The 18,853-nt window shown below is 56.7% G+C and carries 19 protein-coding genes; 16 read left to right on the forward strand and 3 right to left on the reverse strand.

Annotated features, from left to right (window positions below):
* Positions 1-5 precede the first annotated feature (5 nt).
* The 10 genes from GCU45_RS23410 (at position 6) to fba (ending at position 10,719) form a co-directional block, all read left to right on the forward strand.
* Positions 6-1,016 carry an ABC transporter ATP-binding protein gene (locus GCU45_RS23410; protein ID WP_145160212.1) on the forward strand — a complete coding sequence of 337 codons (1,011 nt, stop codon included), beginning with the start codon at positions 6-8 and terminating at the stop codon, positions 1,014-1,016.
* Positions 1,013-2,041 carry an ABC transporter ATP-binding protein gene (locus GCU45_RS23415; protein ID WP_152400922.1) on the forward strand — a complete coding sequence of 343 codons (1,029 nt, stop codon included), beginning with the start codon at positions 1,013-1,015 and terminating at the stop codon, positions 2,039-2,041. The genes GCU45_RS23410 and GCU45_RS23415 overlap by 4 nt, the downstream gene beginning before the upstream one ends.
* Positions 2,028-3,461, forward strand: coding sequence for a dipeptidase PepV (gene pepV / locus GCU45_RS23420; protein WP_152400924.1), 1,434 nt, complete (start codon positions 2,028-2,030; stop codon positions 3,459-3,461). Before GCU45_RS23415 ends, pepV begins: the two co-directional genes overlap by 14 nt.
* Before the next feature lie 42 nt (positions 3,462-3,503).
* Positions 3,504-4,961 carry a leucyl aminopeptidase family protein gene (locus tag GCU45_RS23425; RefSeq protein ID WP_152400926.1) on the forward strand — a complete coding sequence of 486 codons (1,458 nt, stop codon included), beginning with the start codon at positions 3,504-3,506 and terminating at the stop codon, positions 4,959-4,961.
* Positions 4,958-5,662 carry a copper homeostasis protein CutC gene (locus tag GCU45_RS23430; RefSeq protein WP_145160206.1) on the forward strand — a complete coding sequence of 235 codons (705 nt, stop codon included), beginning with the start codon at positions 4,958-4,960 and terminating at the stop codon, positions 5,660-5,662. The genes GCU45_RS23425 and GCU45_RS23430 overlap by 4 nt, the downstream gene beginning before the upstream one ends.
* Positions 5,663-5,694: 32 nt before the next feature.
* The gene (locus GCU45_RS23435) at positions 5,695-6,651 is read left to right on the forward strand and encodes an ROK family protein (RefSeq protein ID WP_425281220.1); all 957 of its coding nucleotides are present in this window, start codon (positions 5,695-5,697) and stop codon (positions 6,649-6,651) included.
* 279 nt (positions 6,652-6,930) lie between these two features.
* A complete protein-coding gene (locus tag GCU45_RS23440; protein ID WP_152400930.1) occupies positions 6,931-7,992 on the forward strand; it encodes an SIS domain-containing protein in 1,062 nt (353 codons plus the stop codon).
* A gap of 20 nt (positions 7,993-8,012) precedes the next feature.
* On the forward strand, positions 8,013-8,798 hold the full coding sequence (locus GCU45_RS23445) for a DeoR/GlpR family DNA-binding transcription regulator (protein ID WP_152400932.1): 786 nt from the start codon (positions 8,013-8,015) through the stop codon (positions 8,796-8,798).
* Positions 8,799-8,828: 30 nt separating this feature from the next.
* Positions 8,829-9,833 carry an ROK family protein gene (locus GCU45_RS23450; RefSeq protein WP_152400934.1) on the forward strand — a complete coding sequence of 335 codons (1,005 nt, stop codon included), beginning with the start codon at positions 8,829-8,831 and terminating at the stop codon, positions 9,831-9,833.
* Between the two features lie 22 nt (positions 9,834-9,855).
* Entirely contained in the window at positions 9,856-10,719 is an 864-nt protein-coding gene (gene fba / locus GCU45_RS23455) for a class II fructose-1,6-bisphosphate aldolase (protein WP_076170514.1), read from the forward strand.
* 87 nt (positions 10,720-10,806) lie between these two features.
* Here fba and GCU45_RS23460 read toward each other — a convergent pair whose 3' ends face one another.
* Positions 10,807-11,481, reverse strand: coding sequence for a TetR/AcrR family transcriptional regulator (locus tag GCU45_RS23460; RefSeq protein ID WP_152400937.1), 675 nt, complete (start codon positions 11,479-11,481; stop codon positions 10,807-10,809).
* 284 nt (positions 11,482-11,765) lie between these two features.
* Between GCU45_RS23460 and GCU45_RS23465 the strand changes: the two genes are divergently transcribed.
* The 6 genes from GCU45_RS23465 (at position 11,766) to GCU45_RS23490 (ending at position 17,377) form a co-directional block, all read left to right on the forward strand.
* Positions 11,766-12,518 carry an SDR family NAD(P)-dependent oxidoreductase gene (locus GCU45_RS23465; RefSeq protein ID WP_145136115.1) on the forward strand — a complete coding sequence of 251 codons (753 nt, stop codon included), beginning with the start codon at positions 11,766-11,768 and terminating at the stop codon, positions 12,516-12,518.
* 159 nt (positions 12,519-12,677) lie between these two features.
* Positions 12,678-13,847: a DUF4349 domain-containing protein gene (locus GCU45_RS23470; protein WP_152400938.1), complete on the forward strand. Its 1,170-nt coding sequence runs from the start codon at positions 12,678-12,680 to the stop codon at positions 13,845-13,847.
* Positions 13,848-13,993: 146 nt separating this feature from the next.
* Positions 13,994-14,674, forward strand: a complete 681-nt coding sequence (locus tag GCU45_RS23475) for a Na-translocating system protein MpsC family protein (protein WP_152400941.1) — start codon at positions 13,994-13,996, stop codon at positions 14,672-14,674.
* A gap of 114 nt (positions 14,675-14,788) precedes the next feature.
* Complete coding sequence (locus tag GCU45_RS23480) at positions 14,789-15,175, forward strand: response regulator (RefSeq protein ID WP_167527204.1); 387 nt, start codon at positions 14,789-14,791, stop codon at positions 15,173-15,175.
* Positions 15,176-15,260: 85 nt separating this feature from the next.
* On the forward strand, positions 15,261-16,037 hold the full coding sequence (gene pdaA / locus GCU45_RS23485; RefSeq protein ID WP_152400943.1) for a delta-lactam-biosynthetic de-N-acetylase: 777 nt from the start codon (positions 15,261-15,263) through the stop codon (positions 16,035-16,037).
* Between the two features lie 182 nt (positions 16,038-16,219).
* Positions 16,220-17,377, forward strand: coding sequence for a phosphodiester glycosidase family protein (locus GCU45_RS23490; protein WP_152400945.1), 1,158 nt, complete (start codon positions 16,220-16,222; stop codon positions 17,375-17,377).
* 36 nt (positions 17,378-17,413) lie between these two features.
* Here GCU45_RS23490 and GCU45_RS23495 read toward each other — a convergent pair whose 3' ends face one another.
* Positions 17,414-18,265, reverse strand: coding sequence for a DegV family protein (locus tag GCU45_RS23495; protein ID WP_152400947.1), 852 nt, complete (start codon positions 18,263-18,265; stop codon positions 17,414-17,416).
* Between the two features lie 49 nt (positions 18,266-18,314).
* Complete coding sequence (locus GCU45_RS23500) at positions 18,315-18,752, reverse strand: hypothetical protein (RefSeq protein WP_152400949.1); 438 nt, start codon at positions 18,750-18,752, stop codon at positions 18,315-18,317.
* Positions 18,753-18,853: the final 101 nt, after the last annotated feature.

Below are 18,853 nucleotides of genomic sequence, written 5' to 3' on the forward strand. Positions count from 1 at the left end.
AGAGAATGGACAACTTGCTCGAAGTGCAGGATTTGCAGGTCAGCTTTTTCACATATGCGGGCGAAGTGCAGGCCGTGCGCGGCGTCGGCTTTTCCCTGGGCCGGGGCGAGACGCTGGCGATTGTGGGGGAATCCGGCTCCGGCAAATCGGTGACTTCCAAAAGCATCATGAGGCTGCTGGCGAAGTCCGCAAAAATTAAACACGGCTCGATCCGTTTTGAAGGCAAGGACATCGCGTCGCTGCCGGAAAAGCAGATGCAGGATATCCGGGGCCGGGACATCTCGATGATCTTTCAGGACCCGATGACGTCGCTGAACCCGACGATGACGATCGGCAAGCAGATCACCGAGGTGCTGAAGAAGCACCGCAAGCTCGGCGGCGCGGAAGCCAACCGGCGGGCGGTGGAGCTTCTGGACCAGGTCGGCATTCCGAATCCGGACAAGCGGCTGAAGCAGTACCCGCACCAACTGTCCGGAGGCATGCGTCAACGCGTGGTCATCGCGATTGCACTGGCGTGCAACCCGAAGGTGCTGATTGCTGACGAGCCGACGACCGCGCTCGACGTGACGATCCAGGCGCAAATTCTGGAGCTGATGAAGAAGCTTCAGCAGGAGCTGGACACGTCCATCGTGCTGATCACGCACGATCTGGGCGTAGTCGCGAATATGGCGTCGCGCGTAGCGGTCATGTACGCCGGTAAAATCGTGGAAACCGGTACGGTAGACGAAATCTTTTACGAAGGCAAGCATCCGTATACCTGGGGTCTGCTTGCTTCCATGCCGAAGCTGAATGAGAAATCGGAGGAGCTGACGGCTATTCCCGGCACGCCGCCGGACCTCAGCGACCCGCCCAAGGGATGCCCGTTTGCGGCACGCTGTCCGTACGCCATGGAAATTTGCCACGAATATATGCCAGAATATACAGAGCACTCGGAGACGCACCGCGCGGCCTGCTGGCTGCAGGACAGCCGGGCGCCGAAAGTACAGAGTCCGCTTGCGGGAGGTGATCGGCCATGAAGCACGAGAAGGGGACAAAACCGCTGGTCGAAGTCAAGCATTTGAAGAAGCATTTTGACGTGGGCCGCGGACAGATTCTGAAAGCGGTGGACGATGTCTCGTTCGACATTTATCCGGGGGAGACTTTCGGTCTTGTCGGCGAGTCGGGCTGCGGCAAGTCGACGCTGGGCCGCACGCTGATCCGTCTCTATGAAGCGACGGAGGGGACGGTCAGCTTTGACGGCGAGGCGGTGCACGGCCGTAAATCCAATGCCGAGCGGAAGAAGCTGAGCCGGAGCATCCAGATGATCTTCCAGGATCCGTATGCGTCGCTGAACCAGCGGATGACGGTGACCGACATCATCGCCGAAGGCATTGACGCCCACGGCATCGCCAAGAACCGCAAGGAGCGCCAGCAGATGGTCTACGACCTGCTGGAGACGGTCGGACTTAACCGCAGCCACGCTGAGCGGTTCCCGCACGAATTCTCCGGCGGCCAGCGCCAGCGGATCGGCATCGCCCGGGCGCTTGCGGTTCATCCGCGGTTCGTGATCGCCGATGAGCCGATTTCGGCGCTGGACGTATCGATCCAGGCACAGGTCGTGAATCTGATGAAGAAGCTGCAGCAGGAACTGGGATTAACGTATTTGTTCATCGCTCATGACCTGTCGATGGTGAAGCATATCAGCGACCGCATCGGGGTGATGTACCTCGGGGGCATGGTGGAGCTTACGAGCAGCGACGAGCTGTTTGAGAATCCGCTGCATCCATACACCAAAACGCTGCTTTCGGCGATCCCGATCCCCGATCCGAAGCTGGAGCGCGGCCGGGAACGCATGGTGCTGCAGGGAGACCTGCCAAGCCCGATCAACCCGCCGAGCGGATGCCGATTCCGGACGCGCTGCCCGTTTGCCACGGAGCTGTGCGCTGCGGAAACGCCGGTATGGCAGGAAGCGGAAAAAGGGCACTGGGTAGCCTGCCATCTGTATGATCCAAGTAAAAATATGACTGTAAATAAGGAGGGAGCCGGCCATGAGCTGGTATGAAATGGCCGAAGAGCGGGAAGAGGCCTTGATTGAAGATCTGTCCGGACTTCTGAGAATCGACAGTGTGTATGATCCGGACACCAGCGGCCCCGGGCAGCCGATGGGCCAAGGTGTTGCGGAGGCACTGCAATATATGCTGGACCTGTGCGCGGCCGAAGGCTTCCGTGTCCGGAACCTGGACGGATATGTTGGATACGCCGAATTCGGCCCGGAATCGGCCGAGAACTATGTGGCCGTTCTGAGCCATCTGGACGTCGTTCCGGCATCCGGGAAGTGGACGACCCCTCCGTTCGAGCCGTCCGTCCGGGGCGGCAAAATTTTTGCCCGCGGCGCCGAGGACGATAAAGGCCCGGCGATGGCTGCGTTTTACGGACTCAAAATTGTCAAAGACATGGGGCTTCCGCTGAAGCACCGGATCCGCCTTATTTTTGGAACGGACGAGGAGCGGACAGGGAAGTGCATGCAGAAATATAACGAGCTGGAGCCGGCACCGATTTGCGGATTTACGCCGGATGCCGATTTTCCGATCGTTCGGGCCGAGAAGGGACAGATCAATACCCGGCTGCTCTTTAAGCCGATCGAGGAGAGCGATTCGTCCGGCTACGAGTACCGGCTGCGGTTGTTCACGGCCGGCGAGGTGGCCAACAGCGTGCCAGAAGGGGCGCGCGCCGAGGTAGCCGGAGATGCAGGCAGCCTGAGTGCGATGCAGAAGGCTTATGAGGACTACTGCGCGTCGGAAGGGCTGAAGGGAAGCTTTGAGATCGATGCGGACGGGCAGACCGCGAGCCTGTCGCTAACCGGTAAGACGGCCCATGGCATGGAGCCGCAGCTCGGCATTAATGCGGGCCTCAAGCTGATCCATTTTCTGAAGGAGTTCTCGTTCCCTTCGGGTGCGGAGCATTATCTCCATACGGTCGATGTGCTGATGTACGGCGATATCCACGGGCGTGCCTTCGGCATTGCAATGGAAGACCAGATCACCGGACCGCTGACGGTCAACACAGGGCTGCTGCAGTATGATCCGGAAGGAGAATCGTATTTTCACATCAACCTGAGATATCCGGTTTGCGGAAATCAAGCGGATATTCTGGAGAACATCGGGGTCCGGGCCTCGGCCTGCGGCCTTGAGATCGAACCGCCGAGCTTGAAACATCCGCACTGCGTGCCGGACGATCATCCGATGATTGAAGCGCTGCAGCGGGTCTACGAGGCGGAGACGGGGCGGCCGGCCGAGCTGCTGTCCACCGGCGGCGGAACTTATGCGGCGTATATCGCAAACGGCGTCGCTTTTGGCCCGGTATTTCCGGGTATGGCCAATTCGGCACATCAAAGGAACGAACATATCGACATCGATGCACTGATTCGCTCGACGGCAATCTATGCCCGGGCGATGCATGAGCTGGCCAATCTGAACCTATAATCTGCGGCTTAACCAAAATTCTTGTAAAGGAATGTACAGCTGATGGAATTGATATCAGGAACAGGGCAACCGGCGGATGTAACGATCTTTCCGGTGTTTGAGGACAGCGAAGGCGAACCCGCCGGGCTCACCCTTCGCGAAGGGATGGGCGGCCGCGGCGCCGTCCATTGGTTTTACGGACGGCACGGGGAGCAGGATATTCTCGTCGTCGGTCTGGGCAGACGGGACAAATTCGGCATGGAGGCGCTGCGGGAAGCCGCCGGCGGGGCGGGCCGCGAAATCCGTAAAGCGTCCTTGAGAACCGCGTCGATCGACGGTACAGCCCTCCGTGACATTTTCGGGGAAGGCGAATGGCCCGAACAGGCGGCTGTCGCCTGGGTCGAAGGATGGCTTCTGGGCACATATGTGTTCGATAAATATACATCCCGCTTCAAGAAGGGGCAGGTGGATTGGATTCGGATCGAGTCCGCCGCCGAGCGGAGCTATGCGGAGGCGGCCTGGCTCGGACGGGCGCGGGCCGAGGCGGTCGCCTTTGCCCGGGACCTGTGCAACGAGGCGCCGAATGATCTTCATCCGGCCAGCTTCGTGCAGCGGATCAAGACGGTCTTCGCCGGCCGGAACGTGAAGCTTCACGTGTACCAGGGCGAGGAGCTGAAGCAGCGGCAGATGAACGGCCTGCTGGCTGTCGGAAGCGGAAGCAAGCATCCGCCAGCCATGGTGGAGATCGAATACTTCGGCGATTCTAACGCCCCGCATCTTGCGCTGATCGGCAAGGGGATCACGTTTGACATGGGCGGCATGAACCTGAAGGTCGCCCGGGATCTGAGCGACGCCCGCTTTGACATGGGCGGGGCCGCGGCCGTTCTTGGCGCGATGGATCTGCTCACCCGGCTGGAAGTGAAAGCGAAAATCACGGCGCTCATTCCGATCGCGGAAAACGTGCCAGATGGGGACGCCATCCTGCCGTCGCATGTGATCCGCTATCCGAACGGATTGTCCGTTCAGGTGGTCAACACGGATGCCGAAGGACGGCTGATCCTGGCTGACGCCATCCTGCACGCCGCCCGGAACGGGGCCGAGCGGATCATCGACATTGCGACGCTGACCGGTGCGGTTGGACACGCGCTGGGGCTGCGGGTGGCCGGCATCTGGGGCGATGCCGGGTTTGCCGAGCAGCTGATGCGGATCGGCAGCAAGAACGGCGACCCGATTTGGCGCCTGCCGCTCGTCGATGAGGACGAGGAGCTCCTGGGCAGCCCGTACGCCGACTTGGCGAACCTGGCCTCCAGCCCTTATGGGGGAGCCAACATGGCGGCCTTGTTCCTGCGGCGGTTTGTGCCCTCTAAGGCGCGCTGGTGCCATATCGACATGGCTAATACGTCCCAGGTCCCGGCGGACCGGGGGTATAAAGCTGCCGGGGCTACCGGTTACGGAGTCCGGCTGCTGGCCGATTTTGTGACGGAACAGGCCAATTCTGGAAATGGAGGCACTGCAGAGTGAAGCTGGAAGTGATCGCAACCAATTTGTACGACGCGCTCGTCGCCGAGAACGCCGGGGCGGACCGCCTGGAGCTGGTGACGGGCATTATGGAAGGCGGATTGACGCCGGGTCCGGGCATGATCCGCAAGGTCGTCGGCTTGATGAGCATTCCGGTCCATGTCATGGTCCGGCCGCACAGCCAGTCGTTCGTCTACGACCAATACGACCTGCTGACGATGCGTGAGGATATCGCCTTTATCAAAGAGTGCGGGGCGGCGGGAATCGTGCTTGGAACGCTAAAACCGGACCGCACGGTGGATATCGAAGCGCTGGAAATGCTGCTGAAGGAGGCCGACGGTCTGAACGTGACGTTCCACCGGGCCTTCGACGAAATCGACGATCAGCTCGGCGCGCTCCGGACGTTATCGGCATATCCGCAGATTAACCGGATTCTGACTTCCGGAGGGCCGCGGCCCGCGCCGGAGTCGACGGACCGCATCCAAGCACTGGTCGAGGCATCAGCCGGAACCGGCATCCGTATCTTGGCTGGATACGGTTTGACCGTACCTGGGCTATCGGAGTTCGTCCAGAAGACGGGCGTGCCTGAGGTCCATTTCGGCTCGGCGCTGAGAGCGGAAGGGAATTACCTGCTGCCGCTCGATTCCGAACGGGTGAAGGCGGCGGCACAGACGGTGAAATCCATCGCAAAGTCAGCAGGGTAACAACAAAATACTCGATTACTGTGGTGAAATCATTGGACAAACAACCTAAGATGATCGTCGGGGTTGATCTCGGCGGAACGAAAATCGCAACAGGGCTTTTGGACGCCAGCGGACGAATGCTGGCCCGGAGCCAGAAGGCGACCGCAGGGCTGAAAAGCTCGGAAGAGGTCATTCAGGCGATCGTAGATACGATAACGGAAGTGAGTGGAGAACACGAAATCGCCGGTGTCGGCTTGGCCTCCCCGGGGGCGGTCGACACCGGCCGGGGAATCATCCGCAACGGGGTGAACCTGCCCGGATGGAACGGCATTTCGCTGCAGGCGGAGCTGGAGAAGCGGCTGCAAGTGCCGGCCAAGCTGATCAATGACGCGAACGCGGCGGCATGGGGAGAATACGTGTACGGTGCAGGACGCGGGGCACAGAGCATGGTTTACGTCACCCTGAGCACCGGCATCGGCTCGGGCCTGGTTCTTGACGGGAAGCTGTACCTGGGGACAAGCTCCTTTGCGGGCGAGCTCGGCCATACGGTGGTCGACCCGAACGGGGCGCTGTGCGGCTGCGGCCAGCGGGGCTGCTGGGAGACCTACGCTTCGGGGACGGCCATCGCCCGCCAGGCATCCGAGGCGGCTGCAGCGGCGGCGGAAGGCATGACGCAGATGACTGTGCTGGCTGAAGCGGAAGGCGTGCCGCTGAGCGCCAAGCATGTGTTTCAAGCTGCGGCGATGAACGATAAGCTGGCCCAAGAGACGCTGGAGCAGGTTATACATTACACGGGCCTTGGACTCATGAACATCATTCACAGCTTCAATCCGGATTGCATCGTCATTGGCGGCGGCGTCAGCCGCGCCGGGGCTGCCTTCTTCGAACCGCTCCGTGGGAAGACCGGGGAGCTGGTCATGGAGCCTTATCGGGGCACTTACGCCATCAAACCCGCTGAGCTCAAAGACGATGTGGGCATTATCGGGGCTGCAGCGCTGTTCGTGGAATAGATGGCTGAAAAATTAGCTGCCATCTTATGCATTATGCGTGCATTTTAAAGAGGCAGCATGGATATGAGTTAAAAGGGAAGGGCAAATCCATCATGTTATGGATTTGCCCTTTTTTTGTTGGAGCTGCTGAGTTTTGAAGAGGGTGCGTCGATCCTAATTGGGAGCTAATTTTGAAATTTTACATCAATTTAATGATTGAATATTTCAATGTATTGCAATATAATGCCAATAGAAACAACCGCAATACTACCAATATGATGAGATCGGGGTGGATATTCATTGGCACAGACTCAAGGCGTACTGACGTATCCAGAGATCGGCGGACAATCCGACGCGCTGGCGGCTGCCTGGAAGCAGCTAGAGGCGCAGCAGGAATGGATCTCCCAGTTTATCGGCAATTCTTCGTTTGATGAAGTGATTTTTATCGGGTCGGGGACTTCCTATTATTTGGCGCAGACCGCCGCATCCACGTTCCGCAAATGGACGGGGCGCAGCGGTGCGGCCTATCCGTCATCCGAAATCTTCTTGTTCCGGGAGCAGGCTGTTCCGCCCGGAAAACGTGTGCTGCTCGTCGGGATTTCCCGTTCGGGAGAGTCGACGGAGGTTATTCTCGCACTGGAATCGGTGAAGGATTTGCCGGATTGGACGATCTGCAGCATCACCTGCGATGAGGAAAGCACAATGGCTAAGCTCGCTCCATACTTACTGTCACCGCTCGGCAAGGAGAAAAGCACCGTCATGACGAAATCTTTTAGCAGCATGACTTTTATGCTCCAAGCGGCGATGGCTCGCGCTGCCGGCAAGACGGAGCAGCTCAAGGAACTTCAGGAAGCCGTGGAACTCAGCGCAGGCGTGGTATCCAAGGCGGACGAAACTGCCAAGGAATTGATTTCCGGCCATCCGGAGCTGAACAAATTCATATATTTGGGCATGGGATCCTATTACGGGCTGGCGCAGGAGGCCTGCCTGAAGATCAAAGAAATGTCCTGCGTATGGACGGAAAGCTTCGGCACGATGGAATTCCGGCACGGACCGAAATCGGTCGTCGAGCCGGGAACGATGGTCTGCCTGCTGCTGTCGGAAACGGCAAGGGACTATGAGATCAAGGTAGCGCAGGAGATGAAAGAATACGGCGCGCATGTTGTCATCATAACCGCGGACAAGGGCGGAGACACCCGCTTTGCCGATCTCGTGTTCGAGACCGGAGGCCGGGCGCTGTCCGATGAGGCGAGAGCGGTGCTGTACATGCCGCTGGTTCAATATATCGGGTATTACACCGCACTGCGGGAGGGGAGAAATCCGGACAGCCCGCGGAATTTGACCCAGGTGGTCAAAATTTAAACCATAAGGAGAGAATCGCTTTGAGTGAACGAAATGGATCGAAAGAAGAACGCCGGGAACAGATATTGGACTACATCCTGCAGCACGGCTCTATTTCCCTTCAGGAGGTGACGGCCCGCTTCAAATGCTCTGAGGCTACGGCACGCCGGGATCTGGAGGCGCTTGAGAAATCGGGACGGGTCATTCGCACGATGGGCGGAGGCGCCAAATCCGCGGGAATCACCGCCGGAAGGGAAATTCCATTTCACGAGAAGCAGAACAAGCTGTACCAGGAAAAGGAAAAAATCGCCGCCATGGCGGCTTCCCTCGTGCAAGAGGGGGACGTGGTCGGCCTGACGGGCGGGACCACGACGTATCTCATTGCGAGGGCACTTAAGAACCGCCGCAATATTACGGTGGTGACCAATGCCGTCAATATTGCGATGGAGCTGTCGGAGAACGAAGACCTTCAGGTTGTGCTGACTGGCGGCATGCTGCGCAGCAAAAACTTCGAGCTGTGCGGACCGCTTGCCGAGCGGACGCTGGAGGCGATCAACATTCACACGATGTTTATGGGGATCGACGGTTTTTCGGCGGAACAGGGGGCCAGCACTTATTCCGAGCTTGAAGCGAATACGGCGATGATCATGATGAAGCGCACCAACCGCACCATCGCCGTATTTGACCATACGAAGAACGGCCGCAATTCCCTGTTCCAGGTGGCGCCCGTGGCGGCCCTGCACGGAATCATTACGGATGAGGACCCCGGAGAGGAGCTCCGCAGCCGGTTGAAAGAATCCGGGGTGCAGGTGCATGTCGCGCAATAACATTCTGTGAAATAAGGGCAGGTGCTCAGCATGGAAGTATTTGCGGGAGTCGATGTCGGCGGAACGAATATCGTATGCGGTCTGGTATCTTCCGCCGGACAAGTGGTTCATAAGCTGAAGCGGCCGACGGAAGCCGGACGCGGTCCGGATGCGGTACTGGAGCGAATCGCCGCAATGATCGAGGAAGCGGTCGCCTCGTACCGCGGGGAAGACGGACAGCCTGTAACGCTCGCGGCAGCGGGAATCGGACTGCCGGGACTGGTCGATCCCGAGGAAGGCATCGCCAAGTTTGCCGGCAACCTCGGCTGGCGTGACCTTCCGGCCGCCAGCCGCCTGAAGGCCAGGCTGCAGCTGCCGGTATTTATCGATAACGATGTCAGAACGTATGTGTTTGGCGAGGCGCTGTATGGGGCCGGTGCTGGCACCGGCCACGTCATCGGCGTGACGATCGGCACGGGCATCGCCTCGGCCATGGTGAATGAGGGGAGCCTGTTCTACGGCTTCCGCCATATGTCCGGGGAGCTGGGGCATATCGTCATGGAGGGGCTCAGTGATCCGTGTCCATGCGGCTTGACGGGCTGCCTGGAGACTTACGCCTCCGCCTCCGGTATGGTGCGGCAGGCCCGGAAAGCGATAGAGTCCGGCGAGCCGACGGTGCTCCGCAGCTGGTTTCCGGGCGAACGCCTCGCGGAGCTGACCGCGGCGGATTTGTCGCGGGCGTACGATCAGGGTGATGCGCTGGCCGTTTCCATTCTGGAACGGGCGGGTTCGCTGCTCGGCCAGGCGCTGTCCTATGCCGTTTCGCTGAACAGCCCGGAGATGATCATTATCGGTGGCGGCGGGGCGCTGGCGGGAGACCGCATTTTGAAGCCGCTGGAGCGGGAGCTGATGAGCCGGATCCTGCCCGATTACCGCGATCAGCTCAAGATCGTTCCTGCCATGCATAACGACGATGCGGGCGTGACCGGAAGCGCTATGTACGCAAAGCATAAATATACCGCATTGAGCGGATTGATACAGGACAGCAAGGCATAACAAACGGGAAGGGGAAAACACCATGTCACTCGTTTCGTCTACGTCTTTACTGCAAGAAGCAAGGGCCAAACATTACGCCATTGGGGCCTTTAACGTGCATACACTGGAAATGCTGCAGGCTGTGGTCGAGGCGGCCGAAGAAGCACAGTCGCCGCTCATTATCCAGTCTACGGTGGGGACCGTCAAGCATCTGGGGGCCGATTATATCGCTGCTGCCGCCCGGGTGGCGGCGGACCGCGCCAGCGTGCCCATCGCACTTCATTTGGATCATTGCAACGAATTTTCCGTCATTATCAGCTGTATCCGGGCGGGCTATACGTCCGTCATGATCGATGCGTCCCATTCCCCATTTGAGGAAAATGTGGCCATGACCCAGAAGGTGGTCGAAGCCGCCAACGCCGTTGGCATCAACGTGGAGGCGGAGCTCGGCAAGGTCGGCGGCGTCGAGGACGACATCGTCGTCGACGAACGCGACGCCTTGCTCGCCGATCCGAAAGAATGCGCCGAATTCGTAGAGCGCACCGGCGTGCATACGCTCGCCCCTGCGATCGGCACCGCCCACGGCATCTACAAGGGGACGCCGAATATCGATTTCGACCGGATCGGGCGCATTGCCGAAGCGGTTGATGTTCCGCTCGTTCTGCATGGAGGCTCCGGCATTCCGGAGGAGCAGGTGAAGCGGGCGGTCAGTCTCGGCATGGCCAAGATGAACGTGGCTACCGAACTGCGCATCCTGTTCTCCGACGCCATCAAGCATGTCTTTGCCGAGAACCCGGATGAGAACGACCCGCGGAAATACATGGTTCCTGCCAAGAAGGCGCTGAAAGCGGCGGTCATTGAGAAAATGCAGCTGTGCGGCTGCGCCGGACGGGCGGGGGACTTTTAAACGCCAACGCCATTCACAAAATAAATGAAACAAGCCTGCTTAGGGCCCGGGGAGCCGGGGAAGCAGGCTTTTTAAATTCATGGGATGTTATAAATCTGAACTGGCGGATCCCGGGTTGCGCAAATAGTCGAGAAACATCCGTTTCAGCAGGTCCAACTGGACGTCCGCGCTGACGATGGACTCAAACATGACGATGCTGCGCTGCAGCGACAGCTTTTTCGAAAAAATGCCGAACGTATTAACCACGGTCGACAGGGTTTCCTCTATGGGGAGATCGGAGCGGACAGAACCGTCCCGGGTGCAGCTATCAATGATTTCGGCGAACGCATCGGATACCTTGCGGTGGACGTCGTTGTACTGCTGGATATCCTCCAGCGGCTCGGCCTGCTGGGCGGCATAGCTCTCAAACGCCTCAAGGAACCGGCTCCTGCTGCTCAATTCCGGCAGTTGGAGATTCAGGAAATGATCCAGCAGCGCTTCAAGCTTCTCGATGCCTGTCACCGGCGTAGCGGCAATTGCCCGGAATGCCTCTTCCTCCAGGCTGATCAAATGCGTGGCGACCGCCACGATCAGCTTGTCTTTTTTGGGGAAATACCGGAACACCGTAGCAATGCCCACATTATCTTCCGCAGCGATATCCCGCATCGTCGCCTTGTCGATCCCTTTGCGGTTAAAAACCCGTTCCGCTGCCTCGATAATGCTGCTCTCTCTCGCTTTTTTACCTTCCAGCCGTTCCTGTTCCCATCTTGTCTTCGGATCCATAATTGTGAGTCAACTCGCCTTCCGGGTGTAAAGATAAAATCGTAAAAAATGCTATCAAAACCACCCGGAGAAGTCAACGCTGTCCAGGTGCAGGGTCCGGGAATCCATGGGATGACCGCGGGAAAGATTGAAGGGAAAAACAAACGGTGATATAATTGGTCTTGTCATGATAGTTCAACTATCACGACTTCCGATTTTACAAGGTCATGCCCGCCCAACATGGGCTGGATGTTGCCTCGTTCGTAATCATCTTGGAGCAAATAGGGGAAGGGAGTCTTAACAATATGGGCAGAGTACAGGGGAAAGTAGCGATCGTCACCGGCGCAGCCGGAGGCATGGGCAAGGCGGACGCCGTTCTGTTGGCGCAGGAAGGCGCCAAGGTGGTCGTCACCGACATTCAGGAGGACAAAATCCAGGCTGTCGTGGAAGAGATCAAACAGCAGGGCGGAGAGGCTATTGGCTTCCGTCATAACGTTACCTCCGAGGAGGAGTGGCAGCATATCGTGGACGAAACGGTCAAAGCGTTCGGCACGATCGACGTTCTCGTCAATAATGCCGGCATCTCGCTGGCCAAATCACTCGTGGACACGTCCATGCAGGATTGGGACAAGGTCATGTCCATCAACCTGACAGGCAGCTTTCTCGGTTTGAAATACGTGGTACCGGTGATGCAGCGCGGGGGCGGAGGCTCCATCATCAACATTTCTTCGATTGCCGGGCTCACGGGAAGCAACGGAGCAGGACCTTACACCGCGAGTAAGGGCGCTGTCCGGATGCTGACGAAGGCGGTGGCTGTGGATTACGGCAAGGACAATATCCGCTGTAATTCGATCCATCCGGGTTACATTGAAACACCGATGACCGAAGGATTGTTTGCCAACGACCAGATGACGGGCTGGTTCCGCTCCAAAACGCCGCTGCCTCGCTTGGGCAAACCGGAGAACATTGCGGCCGGCGTGCTGTTCCTGGCATCCGATGAATCCTCTTTTATTACCGGGGCCGAGCTGGCCATCGACGGCGGCGTATCCGCGACCTGATTTTTTGATCTATCGAATCCATACACATGAATGAAGCATAGAAGCCTTTCGGGGTACACCCGAGGGCTTTTTTTCTTTTTGGAGCCGCAACCTTCGGAGTCTTCCTGACGTTAGATAGGAAAATATAAAATATTTTCCATTTCTGAGGAGGAATGAAGTATGCGCACTTGGGGGTCATGGCTTGCTGCATTCATGTTTGTCATTCTGTTGGTAACCGGCTGCTCGTCCGGGAGTTCAAAGGACAGCGCCAGCAGCGCCGGCGGGACCGTGGAAAGCTCCGCCGTATCAGACCATGCGGCGAACACCGCAGCGGATCAGGACCAGCAAGCATCTACAGCATCAACGGCTGATGAGAAGTCATTGCAGGCAGCGGAGCCGGAGCAGCAGGCCGGTGCCGTTAAGGCTTCCGAGGCAGACACTGCGCCTGAAGCCGGGTTCACCGCCCAGGACTTGGCCGGCGGGCTAAACAAGAAGCTCATCTATAAGGCGCATCTGGTAATGGAGATTCAGGACTATGCCAAGGCGCAGACCGAAGTGAGAAATATGGTGACGCTGTCGGGCGGTTATATCGTCAATTTTTCCGAAACGGATTCGGCCAGCGAGCGGGGTGGTACCTTTATCCTCAAGGTTCCTGCATCGGGCTTCTCGTCCTTTTTGAATCGGCTTGAGCAGATCAAGCACGATTCGCTTCAGCGCAGCATTGAGGGCCAGGACGTGTCCGAGGAATACGTGGATCTGCAGGCGAGATTGAAGGCTAAGCAGGTGATGGAGGAGCAGTATATCGCTTTTATGAAAAAGGCGACAAAGACGAGCGACCTCGTGGCGTTTGCCAAAGAGCTGGAGAGGGTTCAGGAAGAAATCGAGCAGATCAAGGGCCGCATGCGTTATATCGATCAGAATGTAGCTTATTCCACGGTGGAGCTGCGCATTTACCAGCCGGAGAAGACGCTGCCCAAAGCCGAGCCTGATCGCCAGCAGGCCCCCCTTGGCAAGCGTGCGGGAGATGCGCTGCAGGGAAGCATGGACGTGCTGACGCAGATTGTCCAGTGGATCATCGTCATCCTGTCGGGAGCCGTTCCTGTTCTGATTCTTGCTGCGATCGTGCTTCTGATCGTCTGGTTGGTCCGCAAAGGCCGGAAGCAGCAGCGGGCTGAAGCCGCCGAGCGGAGGAAGACATGGAAAGAGGAGCGCCACAGACCTGCCGGTCCTACAGACGGTCCTATAGAACAGCAGCAGGAAGAATCGGATCCTACACGGGCGGAACGAAGCGAGCAAGCTCCCAAGCAACCTGATCCCGACTCTGACCCCGATTCCGACCCCCATAAATAAGGCCCTCCCATGGATGGAAAGAATGAGCCGGACGCACCTGATTGCGCCCGGTATCTTTTTGGGTATATACCTCTTAATAATGACGCAAGATGAAATCAATTGAATTAACGTAAGCGTTGCACTATGATGAGAAGGAGAGAGCTGTCATGTTGTATACAGCCAATCACACCAACCAAATCGCGGCATTTACCGGCAAGCTGTTAAGGGACAGGTTCGGCAAAGGACCGGAATCGGTGCACGTCTCCGTCGGGAACTATGCGATCGCACTCCATATCCGCAATTTCATCGGGCCGGTCGAGAAGTTCCTGTTAAACAAGGAAGAGGAGAAAGCTTTCCGATATACCCGCGAACTGCTGATGGAATCTTTGCTTCCCGAACTGAAGGCGTATTTGGAGAAGGAAATGGACATCCGTTTGGAAGAGGTATACTACGACTGGGGATTACATAACGCTTCGGGGATCATTGTCGGACTTAAGGCAGACCAGACCATCGAAGCCGAGGATTATGCGGGTCGTGAAGCTCTACATAACGAAGTTAACCGGATCACCGGTATCGTCCAGAAGGTTCCCAGGAAGGTGTACTCCTGGTGGATGAACCCCAAAACTTTAATTGTCGTGCGGGAAGGATTATTGCTGCTGATCGAGAAGGAATTAATAGATACCGGTTTTGATGAAGTATTGCGGACAACGAAGAGAAAGCTTGAGAAGAGGTATTTTGAGGAAGAAACCCAGCTGGGGGGAATTTTGGGCCGGACCCTGGCCGATTTTTACGTGGACTGGGATTTTAATAGGGATAAAAGCGTGATCGCCTGCACATTCCAGGATTAGGCGGTCACCAGGCGGTAATGGGTCAGACATGATTGGAACATGAGCTGAACATAAGCCAAAGAAGGAGCGGGAACGCTCTTTCTTTGGCTTTTTTTCATGGTAGGAGGTTTAAAGATGAAGAGCAATTATGACATTTTATGTGTGGAGGACGACGGAATTAATATGTCTCTCATGCGGCATATTTTCAAAAAAATTCCTAACGCCACCATGTGGGAGGCCTGTACGGGGGAAGAAGCGGTAGAGATCGCCACGGCCAGATGCCCCGATCTGATCATCATGGACATCCAGCTGCCCGGAATGAGTGGATACGATGCTCTAGCTTGCCTCCAGGCCAATGAGAAGACAAAGGCAATCCCGGTGGTGGCCGTCAGCTCTTATGCGATGGCGTCGGATATCGCCAAGGGGAGACAGGCAGGTTTTATCGAATACATTACGAAGCCATTCTACATTAAGCACTTTATTCAGGTGATCGATTCCATTCTCCGGCCGCTGCCATTTTGACAATATCACATAACTTTGCATCGGATGTGGCATATTACGTTATAGCTTTTAGTGCCTATAATCCAACGCAGGGGGAAATTTCAAGATGAAGCGTTTTGCGTTTGCTGCGGTTGCCGCACTGTTACTGTGCTGCGGATTTTTCCAGGAGACAGCGGCTGCGGACAGCCCTTATCATTTTGGCTTTAAGAAAAGCAGGAACGGTCAGCTTCCTTCCATCAACGAAGAAGGGTTTAAAGACATTCTGCAGAAGAACGGCGCGATTTTCCTGGGGGATACAACCCAGAAAGAGCTGTATTTGACGTTTGACAACGGGTATGAAAACGGGTTCACCCCTAGAATACTGGATGTTTTGAAAGATAAGAAAGTGCCGGCGATCTTTTTCCTGACGGGACATTATGTAAAGGACAAGCCGGAGCTCGTAACCCGGATGGTCACCGAGGGACATCTGGTGGGCAATCATTCCTGGACGCATCCGGATATGACCCAGATTTCCAACGCGCAGCTCAAGGAAGAGCTGGATAAGGTCAAGCAGAGCGTAACCGGGACGACCCGCCAGAAGGAGATGGCATACGTGCGTCCTCCCCGGGGGATTTTCAGCGACCGCACGCTTGCGGCATCACGCGCAGAAGGTTATACGACGGTATTCTGGTCCGTAGCGTACAAGGACTGGGACGTGAACGATCAGAAGGGGGCTGACTATGCCTACCGTCAAGTGATGGCGCAGCTGCATCCGGGGGCGGTCATTCTGCTGCACTCCATTTCGAAGGATAACACGGAGGCGCTGGCCCGGATCATCGACGATGCCCGTAAGCAGGGCTATGAGTTCAAAAGCTTGGACCAACTGAAGCGGCCAACTTACTAATCCGAATAGGAAGACGCCAGGCCAATGGGGCTTGGCGTTTTTTGTGCTTTACGGCAGCGGTAATGGAAAATATTTGTATAAAATTGTTGATAATGCCCGAATATATGAAACCTTCCTCCCTGATTTCGCGTCTATTCTACGTGGGACTTAGGACCCGAGTTTATGAGATGGGGGAAGTAACCATGGAGCAAGCATCGCTGCCCAAACGTTCAAGCGTAAGAAACCAACGGTCCGCTCCAAAAGGGACAAAGAAAAGGAAAAAGAAAAAGGGAGGTTTCCTGCGATTCAGTATACGCTTGTTCTGGAGCCTGGTTCTGGTCGGTGCCGCGGCAGCCGTGTGGTTGTTCCTGACGGTATCCGGCAATCATTTTCGTTACCTGATAGCGGACACGCTCATAACGACACAGCATCGCTATTTGGCGAAATATATTATTGGGCAGGACGAGCTGAACAAGCGCGTAGCGGAATACAACAAGCGGTTTGAAGCCATGGGCGTCGAAAAAGATACGCACCAAATCAAGCTGCCGGTGCAAACCCAAACGGCTTCCGCCGAAGCTGGCAAGGAGACGGAGAAGCCGCCCCTTGTGGAGATTGAGGAAGTTTCGGGTAAAGGGTATCACGGGTACGTAATGACCGTTCACGATCCGAAAAAAATCCGTCTGGGCGTTCCCTCAAAGCGCGGCAAAGGCGAGAAGGTCTCGAGCATGGTCAAGCGCTATGGCGCGATCGCCGGCGTGAACGGAGGCGGATTCGCCGACCCGAACTGGAAAGGGAATGGCTTTAAGCCGATCGGCATCGTCATATCGCAGGGGAAGCTGTATTACAACGGATTGGGAAAAAATGCGACCACCCAGGTGGTAGGCATTGACCGGGACGGCAAAATGATCGCCGGCAACTATTCGCTAAAGGAATTGGACCGGATGGGGGTTCAGGAAGCGGTGACGTTTCAGCCGCGGATCATCGTCAACGGCAAAGGACTCATAAAGAATGCCGCCGAAGGCTGGGGCATCGCGCCGCGGACCGCCATGGGCCAGCGTGAGGACGGGGCCATCCTGTTTGTCGTCATTGACGGAAGACAGCCGACGTACAGCGTCGGAGCCAATTTATACGATGTCCAGCAGATCATGCTGAAGCACGGGGCGGTGATCGCTGCCAATCTGGACGGAGGATCCTCCACCGTCCTCGTCAAAGATAATGAAATTGTGAACAAACCGTCATCGGAATACGGGGAACGGTATTTGCCTACCGCGTTTCTGGTGTTTGAACACCCCGAGCAGGCGGACATCCCGAATATATGGGCGGGCCTCAATCCGAGGGATATCGACCCTTCGAAGAAATAGGAATCGTTTATATGTAAAAGAAAAAAAGCCTGAAAATCAGGCTTTTTTGGAATAAATGATTCCGATCGTTTTGGCACCGCAGTGGGAGCTAATGACGCAGCCGGCATCCGAGAGGGCAACCTTGCGGGCGCCGGTTTTTTGTTCCAGCAGCCTTTTGATCGCTTCCGCGTCCTCAGCCGCCATGGAATGGGTGACGAAGATGAGGTCGTTGTCCATCTCGTCCTTCTTGTCCAGCGCATTGTTGACCATCTGCTCCAAGGCTTTTTCCCGCTTGCCGCGGACCTTGTAGGCCGGAGTCATCTTACCGTCGATCACCTTGATGACCGGCCGGATCTTGAGCAGGCTGCTCATGAGGTTCTGCATGCCTGTGCAGCGTCCGCCCTTGTACAGATATTCCAGCGAATCAATGACGAATTCGGTCTCTACGAGCGGCTTAACGGTCTCCACGATGCCGGCGATTTCACGGGCGCTTTTCCCCTGTTCTGCCGCGGCCACCGCTTTCATGACCAGCAGGCCGATGCCGGTGGTCAGATTCCGTGAATCCACGACCGTGATTCGTCCCTCCGGGAACTCCTCACCTGCGATCAGCGCGTTCTGATAAGTCGAGGATAGCTCGGACGACAGGCTGATATAAACGATATCCCGTCCTTCTTCCACAAACGGGGTGAATGCCGCGATAAAATCGGACGGAGACGGAGCGGCCGTCTTGGGAAGGCTGCCCGTCTGCTCCACCTTGGCATACAATTCGGGTGTCGTTAAGTCGACGCCGTCCCTGTAATTCTGGTCCCCGAACGTAACGTACAGCGGAATAATGCCGATGTCATGGGCTTTGATCCAATCGTGAGGAAGGTCGCATGTGCTGTCGGCAAATATTTTGACTTGAGACATAAGATCACCTTTTTCTTCTAATAGACTGCTGGACTGCGGGTAAAGACCGCTAGACTGCGGCAGAGGCCATGAAGTATATAAAGAACAAGCCGATACTGAGCACGATGACGGCATTCACAATAAGCCCGATGATGGCAAAGATCTTTTTGCGGTTCTTGATGGCCGTCCCCACGATGCCCAGAATCGTTCCGACCACGTTGATGACAACCAGTGCGATCATCAGCAGACCGACGACGCCGAGGCTAAGGACCGCATTGGAATTCGGACCGTCCAGCATGCCTTCTTCGAGATAAGGAGCCATAATGGCGCCTGCTGCCGCGGCACTGATGATATAACCCAGCAAACTGACCAGGCCCATGACAAAGGATGCGATGCCGGGCCCGGAATGCTTCAGCGCAGCAGCGGGAACGAACTGAGCATGGGGCGAATGGGGCCCCGGGTTCTGCTGGAATCCGTCCGGCTGGTGCGGAGGCTGGTTTGAATCCATGAAATCACTCTCTCCTTCGAATCGATAGATATGCTTCTTACTTTTTCATAAGATCCCGTAAAAATCAAGCTGATTTGGGCAGTCTTGTGCCATGGTGGTGG

The sequence above is a fragment of the Paenibacillus cellulositrophicus genome (assembly GCF_009363095.1).
In the GTDB taxonomy this organism is placed as follows: domain Bacteria; phylum Bacillota; class Bacilli; order Paenibacillales; family Paenibacillaceae; genus Paenibacillus_AQ; species Paenibacillus_AQ favisporus.

Excerpts from the sequence above, each read along its gene's own strand:
- GCU45_RS23490 (WP_152400945.1), top strand. The coding sequence starts at position 16,220 with ATGGAGCAAGCATCGCTGCCCAAACGTTCAAGCGTAAGAAACCAACGG.
- pepV (WP_152400924.1), top strand. The coding sequence starts at position 2,028 with ATGAGCTGGTATGAAATGGCCGAAGAGCGGGAAGAGGCCTTGATTGAA.
- GCU45_RS23410 (WP_145160212.1), top strand. The coding sequence starts at position 6 with ATGGACAACTTGCTCGAAGTGCAGGATTTGCAGGTCAGCTTTTTCACA.
- GCU45_RS23475 (WP_152400941.1), top strand. The coding sequence starts at position 13,994 with ATGTTGTATACAGCCAATCACACCAACCAAATCGCGGCATTTACCGGC.
- GCU45_RS23480 (WP_167527204.1), top strand. The coding sequence starts at position 14,789 with ATGAAGAGCAATTATGACATTTTATGTGTGGAGGACGACGGAATTAAT.
- GCU45_RS23425 (WP_152400926.1), top strand. The coding sequence starts at position 3,504 with ATGGAATTGATATCAGGAACAGGGCAACCGGCGGATGTAACGATCTTT.
- GCU45_RS23450 (WP_152400934.1), top strand. The coding sequence starts at position 8,829 with ATGGAAGTATTTGCGGGAGTCGATGTCGGCGGAACGAATATCGTATGC.
- GCU45_RS23495 (WP_152400947.1), bottom strand. The coding sequence starts at position 18,265 with ATGTCTCAAGTCAAAATATTTGCCGACAGCACATGCGACCTTCCTCAC.
- pdaA (WP_152400943.1), top strand. The coding sequence starts at position 15,261 with ATGAAGCGTTTTGCGTTTGCTGCGGTTGCCGCACTGTTACTGTGCTGC.
- GCU45_RS23465 (WP_145136115.1), top strand. The coding sequence starts at position 11,766 with ATGGGCAGAGTACAGGGGAAAGTAGCGATCGTCACCGGCGCAGCCGGA.
- GCU45_RS23415 (WP_152400922.1), top strand. The coding sequence starts at position 1,013 with ATGAAGCACGAGAAGGGGACAAAACCGCTGGTCGAAGTCAAGCATTTG.
- fba (WP_076170514.1), top strand. The coding sequence starts at position 9,856 with ATGTCACTCGTTTCGTCTACGTCTTTACTGCAAGAAGCAAGGGCCAAA.
- GCU45_RS23500 (WP_152400949.1), bottom strand. The coding sequence starts at position 18,752 with ATGGATTCAAACCAGCCTCCGCACCAGCCGGACGGATTCCAGCAGAAC.
- GCU45_RS23460 (WP_152400937.1), bottom strand. The coding sequence starts at position 11,481 with ATGGATCCGAAGACAAGATGGGAACAGGAACGGCTGGAAGGTAAAAAA.
- GCU45_RS23470 (WP_152400938.1), top strand. The coding sequence starts at position 12,678 with ATGCGCACTTGGGGGTCATGGCTTGCTGCATTCATGTTTGTCATTCTG.